The 15,256-nt window shown below is 73.1% G+C and carries 12 protein-coding genes; 3 read left to right on the plus strand and 9 right to left on the minus strand.

Annotated features, from left to right (window positions below; all coding sequences use genetic code 11):
• Nucleotides 1–5: 5 nt before the first annotated feature.
• On the plus strand, nt 6–428 hold the full coding sequence (locus ACZ514_RS14130; RefSeq protein WP_468170836.1) for a nuclear transport factor 2 family protein: 423 nt from the start codon (nt 6–8) through the stop codon (nt 426–428).
• 210 nt (nt 429–638) lie between these two features.
• Nucleotides 639–1,385 (plus strand): VOC family protein, encoded by a 747-nt coding sequence (locus ACZ514_RS14135; RefSeq protein ID WP_468697430.1) that lies wholly within the window; start codon nt 639–641, stop codon nt 1,383–1,385.
• A 132-nt stretch (nt 1,386–1,517) separates the two neighbouring features.
• Here the strand turns inward: ACZ514_RS14135 and ACZ514_RS14140 are convergent, their stop codons facing one another.
• The 7 genes from ACZ514_RS14140 to ACZ514_RS14170 all read right to left on the minus strand — a co-directional run bounded on the left by ACZ514_RS14140 (nt 1,518) and on the right by ACZ514_RS14170 (nt 12,819).
• Nucleotides 1,518–4,208, minus strand: a complete 2,691-nt coding sequence (locus tag ACZ514_RS14140) for an AAA family ATPase (RefSeq protein WP_469124802.1) — start codon at nt 4,206–4,208, stop codon at nt 1,518–1,520.
• A gap of 311 nt (nt 4,209–4,519) precedes the next feature.
• The gene (locus tag ACZ514_RS14145) at nt 4,520–5,152 is read right to left on the minus strand and encodes a DUF8017 domain-containing protein (protein WP_469124803.1); all 633 of its coding nucleotides are present in this window, start codon (nt 5,150–5,152) and stop codon (nt 4,520–4,522) included.
• Between the two features lie 481 nt (nt 5,153–5,633).
• Nucleotides 5,634–7,253: an outer membrane protein assembly factor BamB family protein gene (locus tag ACZ514_RS14150; protein ID WP_469124804.1), complete on the minus strand. Its 1,620-nt coding sequence runs from the start codon at nt 7,251–7,253 to the stop codon at nt 5,634–5,636.
• A 172-nt stretch (nt 7,254–7,425) separates the two neighbouring features.
• The gene (locus ACZ514_RS14155) at nt 7,426–8,076 is read right to left on the minus strand and encodes a thymidine kinase (RefSeq protein WP_468696990.1); all 651 of its coding nucleotides are present in this window, start codon (nt 8,074–8,076) and stop codon (nt 7,426–7,428) included.
• A 53-nt stretch (nt 8,077–8,129) separates the two neighbouring features.
• Nucleotides 8,130–9,335: an alkaline phosphatase family protein gene (locus ACZ514_RS14160; RefSeq protein ID WP_468170818.1), complete on the minus strand. Its 1,206-nt coding sequence runs from the start codon at nt 9,333–9,335 to the stop codon at nt 8,130–8,132.
• On the minus strand, nt 9,335–9,931 hold the full coding sequence (locus tag ACZ514_RS14165) for a DUF5998 family protein (RefSeq protein ID WP_388938311.1): 597 nt from the start codon (nt 9,929–9,931) through the stop codon (nt 9,335–9,337). Before ACZ514_RS14165 ends, ACZ514_RS14160 begins: the two co-directional genes overlap by 1 nt.
• A gap of 47 nt (nt 9,932–9,978) precedes the next feature.
• Nucleotides 9,979–12,819 (minus strand): bifunctional acetate--CoA ligase family protein/GNAT family N-acetyltransferase, encoded by a 2,841-nt coding sequence (locus ACZ514_RS14170; RefSeq protein ID WP_468170815.1) that lies wholly within the window; start codon nt 12,817–12,819, stop codon nt 9,979–9,981.
• A 211-nt stretch (nt 12,820–13,030) separates the two neighbouring features.
• Here ACZ514_RS14170 and ACZ514_RS14175 point away from each other — a divergent pair, with 211 nt between their 5' ends.
• Complete coding sequence (locus ACZ514_RS14175; protein WP_361598842.1) at nt 13,031–13,312, plus strand: HPr family phosphocarrier protein; 282 nt, start codon at nt 13,031–13,033, stop codon at nt 13,310–13,312.
• Nucleotides 13,313–13,571: 259 nt separating this feature from the next.
• On the opposite strand, the gene ACZ514_RS14180 is transcribed toward ACZ514_RS14175, so the two are convergent.
• Nucleotides 13,572–14,237 carry a GntR family transcriptional regulator gene (locus ACZ514_RS14180; RefSeq protein WP_469124805.1) on the minus strand — a complete coding sequence of 222 codons (666 nt, stop codon included), beginning with the start codon at nt 14,235–14,237 and terminating at the stop codon, nt 13,572–13,574.
• A gap of 207 nt (nt 14,238–14,444) precedes the next feature.
• Nucleotides 14,445–15,248 carry a M23 family metallopeptidase gene (locus ACZ514_RS14185; RefSeq protein WP_468170809.1) on the minus strand — a complete coding sequence of 268 codons (804 nt, stop codon included), beginning with the start codon at nt 15,246–15,248 and terminating at the stop codon, nt 14,445–14,447.
• Between the last annotated feature and the right edge of the window lie 8 nt (nt 15,249–15,256).

Genomic DNA, 15,256 nt, shown 5'->3' on the forward strand with positions numbered 1-15,256 from the left:
GGGCCATGGAGACCGCCGCACGATTCCGCGCCGCCGTGGAGAAGCGCGACCTCGCCGCGCTGGACGACCTGTTCGCGCAGGACATCCGGCTCTACAGCCCGGTGAAGTTCAAGCCGTTCGAGGGCAGGGCCGCCGTGCTGGGCCTCTTCGGCGTCCTGCTGCGCACCTTCGAGGACCTGCGCTACCTGGGGCGGCTGGAGGGCGCGGCGGAGACCTCCGCGGACGGCGAGGAGGCCCCGTCCGTGATCCTGCCCTTCCGGGCGATGGTGGAGGGCAAGCAGATCCACGGCATCGACCTGCTCCAGTTCGACGACGAGGGCCGGGTGAAGGAGTTCACGGTGATGGTCCGCCCCCAGTCGGCGGTCCACGCCCTGGGCCGGGCGGTCCTGGCCGGCCTGGTGGCCGACGGCCTCGTTCCGGAGGCCTGACGGCGTGTCGGCGCGGGTCCGCCGCGGCCCGGTACGAGGATGTGGCGGGCGTTCCCCGACCTGACGGAGCGCGCCCGCACGGCTACGCGACACCCCGGGAAGCCGCCCGCGAGTACTGTGGAAGGGCTTCCGGGGGCGCACCGGCGGATGGGGTACACCGTGTCGACATCGAGTCACGAAACGTTCGGCGCTCCCTGCTGGGTCAGCCTCATGGCCCGCGATCTCGGTGCGGCGAAGGAGTTCTACAGCGCGGTCCTCGGGTGGGAGTTCGGGCCCGCCCACCTCGGCGAGGCCTTCACCGTCGGCTTCGCCACCGGCATCCCGGTGGCCGGTCTCGGCGCCCTGCCCCCCGCCCTCAGCATCCCCGTCGCCTGGACCCCGTACTTCGCGGTGGACGACGCGGACGTCACGGCGGCACGCATCCGGGAGCGCAGCGGAACGGTGGCCGTCGGCCCCCTGTCCTTCGGCACCGGCCGGGCGGCGCTCGCCTCCGACCGCGACGGGGCGGTCTTCGGCATCTGGCAGGGCGAGGCCATCCCCGACTGGGGCATGGGCGGCGACGCGGCGCCGGCCTGGCTGGAGCTGCACACCAGGAACGCCTTCGACGCCGCCATCTTCTACGGCGAGGTCCTGGAGTGGGCCTGCGACCACGGGAACTGCTGCGAGGTCGCCTATGTCGCGGAGGACGACCGCATCCTGCTCCGCCGCGCCGGCCGGACCGTGGCCCGGCTGCACGGCGGAACGCTCGCGGAGACCCCCGACCCGCACCTGAGGCCGCGCTGGCGCGTCCACTTCCGGGTCCCCGACCTCGACGCCGCCGTGGAGGCGGCCACCGCGCTCGGCGGCAGCACCGTCCCCGCCGGAGACTCCGCCGCCTACCCCGACGAACGCACCCTGAGGGACCGCGACGGCGCCGTCTTCAGCATCGTCGGCCCGGCCTCCCCCGGCCGCTTCTGACGGCGGAGGGCGGCCCGGGGCGCACCGGGCTTCAGCGGGGCCGGTACTCGGCCCAGGTCTTGGGGGTCTCGGAGACCCTCACCGCCGCGAGCTCGGGGATCCGAATGCCCACCGGCATGAGTGCTTCGCGCGTCACCGACCGGCCTCGCCGTCTCCGAGAATGGCACGGTTGAGCGATACGCCTGCCAGGAAGCGTTCCCGCATCACCTGATCGGTGATCAGGTTCGCCTTGCGCAGGACCTCGCCGCGTGCACGGCCGAGCAGTGTCCGCGCCTCGTCCTCGGATCCGCGTGCCGCGAGGACGAGCGCCGAGTGGTAGAGGACCTCCTCCGTCCGCAGGGCGGGCATGTCCCCGACCTCGTCCAGGATGCGCAGGGCCTCCCGCGCGTGCTCCTCGGCTCCCTCCACGTCGCCCTTGCGCACCAGAATCCGGCTGCGCAGCGAGTGCGCGGCGATCTCGCTGCGCACCATGCCGCTGCGCCGCGTCTCGACACACGTGGCGACCGCCAGCCGTTCCGCGCCGTCGAGCTCCTCCCCGTACTCGCCCGCGTGGTCGAGCAGCACTTCCGCGTAGAGGTTCCGCACGATGGGGACCAGGTTGGCCAGCCAGGTCCGCTCGGTTTCCGCCCAGGCCTCGGTGATCAGCCGGCGGCTCTCGTCCCGGTCCTCGGAACGCTGCGAGACGATACGGGCCAGGAGCGCCGCGTTGTACGCGTGCCAGGCGCTGTCACCGCCACGGTCCGCCTCGAAATCGAGGGCTTCTCGCAGGGTCTCCTCCGCCTTCCCGTAGTCGCCGAGGCCCACGTGCACCTGGGCGAGGTAGTTGAGCGCCATGGGCAGCTCCGCCCGCAGCGGCTCGGCGCGCAACCGCGCGACACACCGGGTGAGCCTCGTCAGCGCCTCGGTCAGGTGCCCGCTGTCGAAGAGGGTGATCCCGAGCTGCATCTCCCCCAGGTTGCGGGCGTGCTGCAGGACCGGCTCACCGCTGCCGCCCAGGCGCGGGTCCGAGGCGTACATGCGTTCCGCTTCCCGGAGCTGTGCCAGGCCGTCGGCCAGCCTGCGCTTGGAGACCTGGCGGCCGTACTCGACACGGGCGACGAAGAGGGCGACGGGGTCCCCGTGCTCCTCGGCCAGCTCCACGGCCGCGGCCAGCTTCACCAGTGAGGGGCCGAGTCCCTGCGTGGCGAGCAGTGTCTTGCCGCGCAGCAGCGTCGCGCGGACGGCCAGTTCCGGCTCCCCGCACCGGGCCGCCGCCTCCTCCGCCTCAGCCGCCAGACCGTCGATGTCCGGTCCGCCCGCGGGCCGGCTCTGCCCCCGCCAGCGCACCTCGGTCAGCGAGAGCAGCAGCTCGACCGCCTGTACGAAGCGCCGATCCCGGCCCTCGGCGGCCGCGGGCAGCTCCCGGGTGGCCCTGATCACCTCTTCACAGTGCCGCTCGGCCTCAGCGAAGGACAGCCCTTCCGTGGCCGCGTCGCGCGCGAGTGCCAAATGGGCGTCGGCCGACGCCGCGAGACAGGCGGGGCCGCCCTCTCTCAGATGGCGCGCGATCTCCAGCCGCCGCTCCATCGAGGTGGTCTCCGGCCCCGTCTGGCCGAGCGCCACCGCGATCCGTGCGTGCCGCGAGCGCATCTGCTCGGCGCTCTGCTGTCCGTAGACGACCTTCCACAGCGCGCGGTGCTCGAAGCGGTAGCAGTCCGCCGCTTCCCAGCGCGCCCACGCGGGAGGCGCCTCGGGGACGATCAGGCGGTGGTCGCGCGCGATCAGCCGGAGCCGCTCCATCACCACGTCGTGCGCCACACCCGTGACCGCCGCGACCGTACCGGACAGGAACACCTCTCCTTGGGCGGCGCCGGTGGCGAGCAGGACACGGTCCTGCTCGGTCAGCGTGCGCAGCCGCTCCTCCACCACGCGCGCCAGGGTGGGCGGCAGGGCCACATGGGCCCCGTGGTCGGGGCTCCACTCGTCCAGGCAGAGCGTCACGAAGATGGCATGGCCGCCCGTCAGCTCCGCCAGCCGGTGAGAGAGGGCGGGCGGAGCCGCCGGATGCCGCTGTGCGACGAGTTCGGCGATCGCGTCCTGCGGCAGCCCCCTCATCGTCCTGCGGCGCAACAGCCCTTCGGTGGCCCAGCGGTGCAGCAGCGCCTCGACCTTGGACTCCCGGCCGTCCGCGTACGCTCCATCACTGGTGTGACCGAGCACGATGGCGAGCTGCTCCTGCGGCAGTCTGCGCATCAGCTGGTCGAGGACGAACTGGCTGCTCTCGTCGATGTGCTGGACGTCGTCGATCACGAGCGCGGTGGGCGGGCCCTGCCTGACCACCTCCAGCAGACCGTCGACGATCCTGAGCGCCGCCGCGTGCCGGAAGGGCAACAAGCTGTCGAAGGGCATCGATCCGGAGTCAAGCGAAGCCTCGGTGATCTCCCGGCCCAGCGTGAACACCGCGCCGAGCCCGGGAACGATCGCCGACAGCACCTCCGGCGCCGAGCGGACCATCCCCTGGCCGGTGACGCCGAGCATCCTCCTGAAGACACCGCGCCGCCGGGGCTCCTGGTCCTCACCGAGCCGGAGGAGCAGATCGAGCACCGGCCCGTACATCAGGTCCGGCCCGATGCCGGGCTGACACCTGGCGGACACGATGCGGCACCTCGCGGGGCCCGGCGACACGACCGCCTCGGCCTCGAACGCCCTCAGCAGCGCGGACTTGCCTATTCCCGACACGCCGTCGAAGACGACCGCCTGACCGCCCCGGCCCTCCGTGAGCCCGGCCAGGACCGCGCGCAGTTCCTCCATGTGCTCCACGCGATCGACGAATCCGATCGGCACGACACATCCCCCGTCCCACGGCTTTCGGCGCTTCACGGCCCACATCGGCACGCGCCGCCCACGGTAGGACATCCGCGTCCGGTCCGCCCGTGACTCTGCGAGATGCCCTCATCCGGACAGTGAGCGTCGGCAGGCTTGAAGTCGCTGGTCGATGAGCCGTCAGCAGCCCCGGCTCCCCAGCGCCAGCTCCGCCATTTCCTGCCGGCGGACCACATCCAGCACTCCGCGACCACGTAGTCGACCTTGCCGTGCCCGCGACCGGCACTCCACCACACGTGCGGAGAAGTCCAGCGCCGGGGTTGCCTCCAGGCTCACGGAGGCGGAGGGGAGGCTTTGCCAAGGGGGTCCGGGACCGGGTCGCCGGAGAGGCGGACCGTGCTGAGGATGCGCATGACCAGGTCGTCGCGGACGGCCCCCTGGACGCCCGACCGGCCGTAGAAGTCCCAGGCGACGAAGTCACCCTTGGAATTCTTGAAGCCGAAGGCGATCGCCCAGCCGTCCCCCGCGCACTTGTGGTCCTTCTTGGCGCCCTCGGTGCGGGCCTTCACGTAACTCCCCTTGACCCCGGCCTTGGTCGTGTAGGCCACCGGCTTGTCCCACTTGACGACCTCCTTGTCCGAAGCTGCGAACGCGGAGTACGCCCAGGCCGTCGCCGTCTTCTGGGCGACCTCGTCGGTGGTCTTCGCGCCGTCGGCGCCCTTGGTACCGGTGGACGCGAGCGCGATGTCGTTGACGTAGCCGTCGCCGTTGGCATCCAGACTGCACCACTTCTTCTTGAAGAAGGCGGGCGCGGTGTGCCCGATCACCGGCTTGTCGGGGTCTTTGTCGTCCGAGAAGCCGCTGAAGATCTGCGGCTCCAGGACCTCCCAGTCCGGCGGTACGTCGAAGGCGGTGCCGTGGGCCGGATTCACCACGACCTTCCAGCCCTTGACCGTCGACTTCACGGCGCCCGGGGCTCCCGGGGACGCGGAGCCGGACGGGGAACCGGGGGCGGGTGCAGAGGAAGCCGGCCCCCCGGCGCCGTCCGCCCCGTCGCCGTCCCGGGAGAGGACCACGGCGGTCGCCGCGACGGCCACCCCCAAAGCCACCGTCGCCGATATCGCCACGGCGGCCTTACGCCGGGGCGCGGAACGCGGCGCCGGCCCGGGAGGCGGACTCGGCGCGCCGGACGGGTGCTGCTGATGCGTACCGGGCGTGGTGCCCTGCCAAGGTTGGCCGAACACGCCAGGTCCGTAGGGGCCGGTCGGGGCGCCCTGCTGTGCGGGAGCCGGCTGCTGGTAAGGGTTCTGCCTGCTCTGGTCCCCATCGGGCGTCTGCTGTCCTGGCCACATGGCGCGCAACAATAGGGCGGTGGCCGCGGCTCGTCACGCTTCGGAGGCGGGAAGGGCGCGGATCCGGCCACCCTTCCCGCCCGGGTCCCGCGGCCTACTTCCCGAAGGACAGCAGGGAGTGGTCCACCTTCTTCGGCTCCGGGCCGCGTACGGATCCGTTGAGCAGGAAGACGCGTCCCTCGACCCAGGCCAGCCGGACGCTGGAGGTGTAGAAGGCGGATTCGGGCCCCTTGGCGGTCTTCGGGCTCTGCAGGAATATCTGAGGCCGGCCTCCGCCCGTCGGGATGGCCGCCATCGCCGCGGACAGGCCCTTGTCCGTGTCGACGTAGACGACGACCTTCCCCTCCTCGATGGCCAGCGGGAACATGACGCGGCCGTCGGGGCCCGTCGTTCGCCACTTCACCTGACCGGTGTTGAGGTCGACCGCGATCACCTCGTCGGGCTTGTCGACGTGCAGCGGGTACTTGGCGTCGGGGGTGCCGCCCGCGATGTAGAGGGTGTCCGCGTCGGCCACCGCCGCGTTGCAGTCGTGCAGGTCGCCGCTGCCGCTGCCCCAGCCGTTACACCGCTTGCTGACCCCGAAGGCGGCATTGGTCTGCGAGCGGACCTTGCCGTCGGCGGCGAAGGCCGTGAGGTTCCAGACCTTCTCCTGCGTGTTGTAGGTGCTGACGACGAGCGGGTCCACGGACAGGATCTGGCCGAGGTTCCAGCCCTTCGCGTACTGGTGGCTCCACTTGGCAGCGCCAGTCGCCGGGTCGATCTCCTCGATCACCGACTGCCGGCCGGCCGAGTCCTTGCCGAAGCAGTCGCGTACGAGCATCAGCCTGGCGGCGCCGCCGCCGACCGTCGCGGGGGTGCAGCCGCTGCTCGGTGTACCGAAGAGTTTGTGCCCGTCGGTGACCGAGAAACCGCTCACGACCGCGGCACGCGCCACCGCGACGGTGTCCCCCGAGATGGCCAGCCGCAGCTCCGGAGCCTGGTCGAAGGCCTTCTCCTTCGGTATCTCCACCTTCCAGCCCGCCTGGCCCGTGGCGAGGTCGACCTGCTGGAGGTGGGTGCACTGGGAGGTCGCGCTGTCCTTCTCCCGGACCCCGACGACGATCTTCCCGTTCGGGGCGGGACTCTCCGGGATCCCGCACAGCGGCGTGGCGAGGGGAAGCCTCCACTTCTCCTTGCCGTCGGTCGCGGTGTAGGCGGTGACCTCCTTGTACATCGCCTTGATCACGGAGTCCCCCACACGCCAGGGGCCGTGCTGCGAGGCGCCGGAGCCGGCCAGTTCGGTCCGGTTCGGCACCAGCCAGACCCGGCCCTCGCCCGGCTGGATCCCGGCGTTGGGGTCGAAGACGAACGGGGGGCCGCCGGGGCCCTGGCCGTCTCCCTGGTCCACGGACGCGGACGCGGCGGGAGCGGCGGGAGCGGCGGCGCCGCCGTCCCCGGCATCGCCGGAGCCGTCGCGCAGGAGGATGTACGAGCCGCCGCCGAGGGCGAGCAGGGCCGCGGCCAGGGCGCCGGCCAGCAGGCCGGTCCTGCCCCGCAGGCCGCGGCGGGGCGGGCGTACGAAGTCCGCCGCCTGCGCCGGGGGTTGCGCGTAGGGGTTGCCCGGCGCAGGCCCCGATCCGGGCTGTGGCGTCCGGTAAACCGAGCCGTAGCCCGGCTGGACTGCCTGCGGTTGCCGATCCGGGCCCGGCAGTTCGTCGAAGTCGCGACGGGTCATGGGGTCAGTGTGGCTGGCGGGACGGCCGAACTGGGATACGTTTTTAGACGTCTTCCCGTCATCGTGCCCGGTTCCGGCCCTGGTTCCCCGGCGCGAGTACCCGCCAGGTGCGGGCGGGCCCACCCACACCGCCGGCGTCTGTCTCGCGTACGCCGCGTTCGGACCAACCCTCTCAGGCGTGGTTGACCGGGAGGACGTCCGGGGAGAGGGCGCTCGCGTGGGCCGCGGCGCTCGTCATCCGCCTGCGGTGGTGGCGGCGGCACAGGACCTCGTAGCCGATCTCCTCCGCCGGGCGGTTCACGTCCCCGACCACCACCTGGGCGCCCTCCACCACCATCTCCCCGCCCACGGTCCGGGCGTTGTGCGTGGCGCGGGCGCCGCACCAGCACAGGGCCTCGACCTGGAGCTGCTCCAGGCGGTCCGCCAGCTCGATCAGGCGCTGGGAGCCGGGGAAGAGCTTGGTGCGGAAGTCCGTCGTGATGCCGAAGGCGAAGACGTCCATGTGGAGGTCGTCCACGATGCGCGCGAGCTGGTCGATCTGGCCGGGGGCAAGGAACTGCGCCTCGTCGACGATGACGTAGTCCGCCTTGCCGCCCCGGGAGAGCTCGGCGACGAGGTACGCGTAGAGGTCCATGCCCTCCGTCGCCTCGACCGCGTCGGTGACCAGCCCCAGGCGGGAGGACAGCTTGCCCTCGCCCGCGCGGTCGTCCCGCGTGAAGATCACGCCCACCAGGCCCCGCGCGGAGCGGTTGTGGGTGATTTGCAGAGCCAGCGTGCTCTTTCCGCAGTCCATCGTTCCGGAGAAGAACACCAGCTCGGGCATGGGAAGTACGGGACCTTTCGGGTCAGGGCGGCAGGAGGGCGGACAGGGGCCGGTCAGGTGCGGACTTCGAGCAGCGGGACCAGCTGCTCGGCCGGGGTCATGGAGCCGTGCATGCCGGTGAGCGCCGACTCGTTGGGCTCGTTGCGGGAGGCGGTGATCGCGGCGTCGGCCTGGGCCGCGGCGATCACGTCGCCGATCCGCCCGAGGACCCGCTCGTCGCATTCGCCCGGCGTCCCGAACCAGCCCAGTTCCAGGGCCTCTTCGCGGCTCGCCACCCAGAAGCGGTCCCCGAGCACCTCGCGCCACACGGTCAGTACGTCGGCCTCCGCGCCCGGCACCGCGTAGACGTGCCGGGCCCGGCCCTCGCCGCCGAGCAGGGCCACGCCCGCGCCCAGCTCCCAGTCCTCGTCGAAGTCGATGCGGGAGTCCTCGTCGAAGGGGACGTCGACCATGCCGTGGTCCGAGGTGACGTACAGCGCGGAGCGCGGCGGCAGCTGCTCCGCGAGGCGCTGCACGAGCCGGTCGACGTACATGAGCTGGCCGCGCCAGGCGTCGGAGTCGACGCCGTGCCGGTGGCCCGCCCCGTCGAGTTCGCTGAAGTACGTGTACACGAGCGAGCGCTCGCCCGCCGCGAGCTGGATCGCCGCGAGGTCCATGCGTTCCTCGCCGGTCATCCGGCCGTGGAAGGTGCCGCCGCTGAGCGCGATCTGGGTGAGCGGGGTGGTCTGGAAGTGCGGCGCGGACACCTGAGCGGTGTGCACCCCGGCCGCGTCCGCGAGCTGGAAGACGGTCGGGTACGGCTGCCAGGGCTTCGGCGCGGTCCAGGGCTGCCAGCGGAGCTGGTTCATCAGCTCGCCGGAGGCCGGGTTGCGCACGGCGTAGCCGGGCAGGCCGTGGCGGGCGGGCGGCAGGCCGGTGCCGACGGAGGCCAGTGAGGTGGCGGTGGTCGCCGGGAAACCGGACGTGATCGGCAGGCCCGTGCCGCCGCGCGAGCTCGCGAGCAGGGAGGTGAGGAACGGGGCCTCGGCCGGGTGCGCCCTGATCTGCTCCCAGCCCATGCCATCGACCAGGAACACGCAGTTCCGGTCGGCCGGGGCCAGCTCGGTGATCCCGGCGGCAAGGCCGGGTACGCCCTGGCCGGAGGCGAGGGTGGGCAGCAGGTCGGCGAGCGAGCCGGAGCCGTACTGCGGGACCGGGGCGCCCGCGAGGTCGAGCGGTTCCGGTTCGTCCTGCCAGTTCGGGGGCACGGAGTACGACATCAGCGGGCGGGACCGGAGGTCGCCGCCGTCGCCTCGCTGAGCGCCTGCGCGAAGACCAGCGCCTGGCGGACCGTCTCGGGGCCGTCGCCGGCCTCGCTGACGCGCAGGCTGAGGTCGTCGGCGGTGGAGTTGCCGGTGTAGCCGTGGTCGGAGTCGCAGTTGGGGTCGCCGCAGGCGGCGGGCTCGAGGTCGATGCGCGAGACCGCGCCCCAGCCGATGGTCAGGACGACCTCGCGGGGCAGCTGGCCGGGCGTGTACGACTCCGGGTTGGCCACGACGCGGCTGAGCACCACGGAGGAGATGCTGGAGAGCTTGACCGACTCGGTGGAGGTGGTCGCGTACGGGGACGGCGACCCGGCATCGGCGGCCTGCTCGTCGGTGTGGCTGACGATGAACCGGTTGCCGGTCAGGACCAGCACGGTGACGTGCCGGCGCACCTCGTTGGAGTCGAAGGTGGTCTCCTGGTGCACCAGGTACGACGAGATCGGCTCGCCGCCCACCGCGGCCTCCACCGCCTCGGCCACGAGGGCCGGGTAGTAGCCGCTGCGCTCGATGGCCGCGCGCAGCCCCTGGGTCGTCGTACCGGATTTCGCCATGAGGTCCATCCTAAGGCCCGTACGGGCTGCCCCTGCCTGCCGTGCGCTCAGTAGCTCGGCAGGGTGCGGGGCCCGAGGTCGGTCCGCGCGGGCGGGTGGGCCACGCGGACGGTGGCGCTGAGCACGGAGAGCCCCTCGGTGGCGACGACGACCGGCTCCAGCGACACCCCGGTCACCTCGGGGTGGTCGTCCACCAGCCGGGACAGCCGCAGCAGCAGCTCCTCCAGGGCGGGGGTGTCGACGGGGTCGCTGCCGCGCCAGCCGAAGAGCAGCGGCGCGGTGCGGATGGAGCGGATCAGGGCGGCGGCGGCCCGGTCGGTGGCGGGGATCAGGCCGTGCCCGGTGTCGCCGAGCAGCTCGGAGGCGACTCCGGCGAGCCCGAAGGACAGGACGGCTCCGGCGGCGGGGTCGACGGTGGCGCGGACGACGGTGTCCACCCCGCGCGGAGCCATCGTCTGCACCACGGGCTGGAGCTCGGCGGGCTTGCCGAGGGCGTCGGTGAGCTCCTCGTACGAGCGCCTGAGCTCGGCCTCGGTGGTGAGGTCGAGGCGTACGCCGCCCAGGTCGGCGCGGTGGCGCAGGTGCGGGGCGGTGGTCTTGAGGGCGACCGGGTAACCGAGGACCCGGGCCGCGCGGACGGCGGCGTCGGGGCTGGGGGCGGGGAGGGTGGGCAGGACGCGGATGCCGTAGCGGCCGAGCAGCTCGCGCGCGTCGTCCTCGCCCAGGGTCAGCGCGGTCCCCTCCTCGACGCCGGCCAGCAGGGTCGCGAGCCGGGCGGCGGCTCCGGCCTCGTCGATGTCCTCGTACTCGGGGACCTGCCCCGGGTCGGCGTTGTCCCGGCGCCAGCGGGCGTACCGCACGGCTTCGGCGACGGCCTTCACGGCGCGCTCGGCGGCGGGGTAGGCGGGGATGCGGCCGGCTCCCTCGAGGCCGGGCTCGTCGGCTCCGGGTCCGGCGGCGTCGGCCGCGGGCGAGCCGGCCGCGGGCCCGCCGGGCGGGGACCCGGCGGGCGGGAGGGGCGCCGCCGGGGGCTCGGCGGGGGGCGTGTCACCGGTGGCGGACAGGGCTTCGACGAGGTCGCCGAGTTCCACGTGCACGACGGCCACGGGTTTGCCCGGTACCTCGGCGACGGCCTGCCGCAGCGCCCGCGCGAGGTCGTCGGCCAGCTCGCGGTCGCTCACGGACGGGATGGCGGTGACGACGACGGCGTCGCAGTCGCCGGAGGCGAGGGCGGCGCACAGTGCCGCACGGAAGTCGGCGGGACCGGCGGCGGTGGTGAGGTCGAGCGGGGGCAGCGGGCGCAGCCCCTCGGTCAGGCAGGCGTCGTAGGTGAGCACGCCGAGGGACTCGGAGTTGCCGAGGATCGCCACCCTGGGCCCGGCCGGGAGCGGCTGGCCGGCCAGCAGCAGACCGACGTCGACCAGCTCGGTGATGGTGTCGACGCGGATGACGCCGGCCTGGCGGAGCAGCTCGGAGACGGTGGCCTCCGGGAGCCGGGTGCCGGGGACGACGTGTCCGGCGGGGGTGTGGCGGCCGCCCCGGGCGACGACCACCGGCTTGGCGGCGGCCGTGCGGCGGGCGAGGCGGGTGAACTTGCGGGGGTTGCCGAGGGTCTCCAGGTACATGAGGGCCACGTCGGTGGCCTCGTCCTCGTACCAGTACTGGAGGATGTCGTTGCCGGAGACGTCGGCCCGGTTCCCGGCCGACACGAAGGACGACAGTCCCTCTCCGCGCCGCAGCAGGGCCGACAGCAGGGCGATGCCGATGGCTCCGGACTGGGTGAACAGGCCGATCCTGCCGCGCGCGCCGGCGGGGACCGGGGCGAGCGAGGCGTTCAGCTCCACCTCCGGAGCGGTGTTGATCACGCCGAAGGCGTTGGGCCCGATGAGGCGCATCCCGTACGAACGGACCTGCCGCACCAGTTCCCGCTGGCGGGCGAGCCCGGCCGGGCCGCTCTCGCCGTATCCGGCGGACAGGACCACCAGCCCCTGCACCCCGTGCTCCCCGCAGGCGGCGACGGCGTCGGGGACGCGTGCGGCGGGGACGGCGATCACGGCGAGGTCGACGGGGGCTCCGATGTCGGCGAGGCCGCGGTAGGCGCGTACGCCTTCCAGGAGGTCGCCCTCCATACCGGGGGCGCGGGCCTCGTTGACGGCGTAGAGGTGTCCGCGGAAGCCGCCGTCGCGCAGGTTGCGCAGGGTGGTGGCGCCCACGCCCGCGCCGGAGCGGCTGACTCCGATCACCGCGACGGAGCCGGGGGCGAGGAGGCGCTGCACGGAGCGGGCCTCGGCGCGCTGTTCGCGGGCGCGCTGGACGGCGAGGGACTCGGCGGTGGGTTCGAGGTCGAGCGTGAGGTGGACGGAGCCGTCCTCGAAGCTGCGCTTCTGCTGGTAGCCGACGTCCGTGAACACCTTGATCATCTTGGTGTTGGCGGGGAGCACCTCGGCCGCGAACCTGCGGATGCCCCGCTCTCGGGCCACCGCGCCGATGTGCTCCAGGAGGGCGGAGGCGACCCCGCGGCCCTGGTGGGCGTCCTGGACGAGGAAGGCGACCTCGGCCTCGTCCGCGGGGGCGGAGGCGGGCCGTCCGTCGGGGCCGATGCGGTCGAAGCGGACGGTGCCGATGAACTCGCCGCCGATGGTCGCGGCCAGTCCGACGCGGTCCACGTAGTCGTGGTGCGTGAAGCGGCGGACGTCGCGGTCCGAGAGGCGGGGGTAGGGGGCGAAGAAGCGGTAGTACTTCGACTCGTCCGAGACCTGCTCGTAGAAGCTGACCAGGCGGCCCGCGTCCTCGGTGGTGATGGGGCGGATCCGGGCCGTGCCGCCGTCGCGCAGCACGACGTCCGCTTCCCAGTGGGCCGGGTACGAGGGGTCCGACGCGGTGGTCATGGGGTCACCTTAAGGGGCGGCCCGGGCCGGTGTACGGGTGCGGTGGACGGGCCGTCCGGCGAGGGCGCGGCGAATACGGCGGACCGGGGCGAACCAGTGCAAGCTGGGGAGGGTCGAACGGCGGTGGATCCGCGCCGAAGGGCGGCCCCGAGCATTCCGGACGGCGTGAGAGACTGGTCTAGACAACCGCAAGAACCTGAAGGGCATCACCATGGCAGAGCGCCGCGTCAACGTCGGTTGGGCCGAGGGCCTGCACGCTCGTCCCGCCTCGATCTTCGTCCGGGCGACGACCGCCTCCGGCGTCCCGGTGACCATCGCGAAGGCGGGCGGCGACCCCGTCAACGCCGCGTCGATGCTGGCGGTCCTGGGCCTGGGCGCCCAGGGCGGCGAGGAGATCGTCCTTGCTTCCGACGCCGAGGGCGCCGACGTCGCGCTCGACCGCCTCGCGAAGCTGGTCGCCGAGGGCCTCGAGGAGCTCCCCGAGACCGTCTGACCCCTTGGGTCCGGTAAGCCGGAAGCCGCGGTCCCCGCCCACCACGCCGGGGAACGCGGCTTCCGCGTTTTCCCGCGCCCCCGGCCACGTCGACGCGGCGGCGGCCGGCATGACGGCGGGGCCTTTTCCGTACCTCCGGGCAATTCCGAATTCGACGCGAGGGAACCGGAGCGCGGCGCACCAATACCGAAAGGGAAATCCGGGGAAATCCCGCATCGCACGGACCGCCCGGATATCCCTCCGTTGTATACGGGAAGTGTTAATGCGGAGCGCTCGCCGTGTTGACGGCAGGTTGCGGATTCCTCACCCTCGGCCGGTACGCCTCGGCCGTCCTCTGCGCGTGCAGCGCGGTCAGGGCGCCGGCCCGCTCCGCGTCCCCGCGCGCGACCGCGTCCACGATCGCGCCGTGCTCCGCCCAGCACTCCACGGGCTGCGCGGGGGCCTCCACCACGTACAGCCAGGCGATCTTGTGCCGGGTCTGCGTCAGCAGGGCGATCAGCCCCGGGCTGCCCGAGGCCTGGGCCAGCGTCTCGTGGAACCAGCTCCCCAGGGCGCGCAGGTCCTCCCCCCGGCCCCGGCCGGCCCGCTCCCGGCCCAGCCTGACCAGCCCGCGCAGCACCTTCAGGTGGCCGTCGGTGCGCCGCCGGGCGGCCCGGGAGGCGGCGAGCGGTTCCAGCAGCGTCCGCAGCTCCAGCAGGTCGGCGGCCTCCTGCTCGGTCGGTTCGGCCACGCAGGCCCCGGCGTGCCGCCGGGTGGTGACGAAGCCCTCGGACTCCAGGGTCCGCAGCGCCTCGCGGACCGGGACGCGCGACACCCCGTAGCGGCGGGCGAGCACCTCCTCGGTGAGCCGGCCGCCCGGCCCGAAGAATCCGGAGACGATGTCGTCGCGAATCGCTGTGCACACCGCGTGCGCCGGAATACGCAAGGCCGGACCTCCGCTGGGTTTCGGTTCGGTTTATCGTGGCCGTGCTGCGACTCTATTGCACCACGCGGTGATTTCCGAGCGGGCCCGGAAATCCGAAACGATCGATGCCCGGCCGGCGACGGCAGCGGCGGCGGCGGCGGAATAAGGGAACGACGAAGAAGGCCCCGGCTCGGTGAGCCGGGGCCTTCTTCGGTGAAGCGCTGCGGGTCAGATGCCCACGCCGTGGCTGCGCAGGTAGGCCAGCGGGTTGATGTCCGTGCCGTACGTGGCGCCGGTGCGGGCCTCGAAGTGCAGGTGCGGGCCGCTGGAGTTGCCCGTGGAGCCCGACAGGCCGATCTGCTGGCCCGGGGTGACCGTTTCGCCGGCGGAGACGCTCAGCGAGTTCAGGTGGCCGTACTGCGTGTACGTGCCGTCGTTGTGGCGGATCACGACGTTGTTGCCGTAGGCGCCGCCCCAGCCGGCCTCGACGACGGTGCCCGCGCCCACCGCGCGCACGGAGGTGCCGGAGTCCGCGTGGAAGTCGATGCCCGTGTGGCTGCCGGAGGACCACATGCCGCCGCCGGCGCCGTACTGGGTGCTGACGTACGAGCCTTCGATCGGGGAGACGAAGGTGTTGAGGCGCTTGCGGGCCTCTTCCCGGGCGGCCTTCTCGGCGGCCTCGCGCTCGGCCTTCTCCTTGGCCTCGGCGGCACGCTTGGCCTCGGCGGCCCGCTGCTTCGCCTCGGCCTCGGCCTGCGCCTGCGCGGCGACGGCCTCGGCGGCGCGCTGCTGGGACTCGGCCTGGACCTCGATGTCGTCCTGCAGACCGTCGGCGACGACGATCGAGTTCTGACCGGTGTCCTCCATGGACGGAGCACCGCTGTTGTCCGCCGCGAAGGCCGGAGCGGCCAGGGTGCCGACGACGCCCGTGGTGGCGAGGGCGGCGATGCCGGCGTAGCCGGCGGTCTTGCGGCTCAGACGGCTGGAACCACGGTGCTTGCCGGAGCCGGCGGCACGACTGCCAAACGCCATGAAGGGGG

The sequence above is a fragment of the Streptomyces sp. NPDC034086 genome, assembly GCF_055575515.1.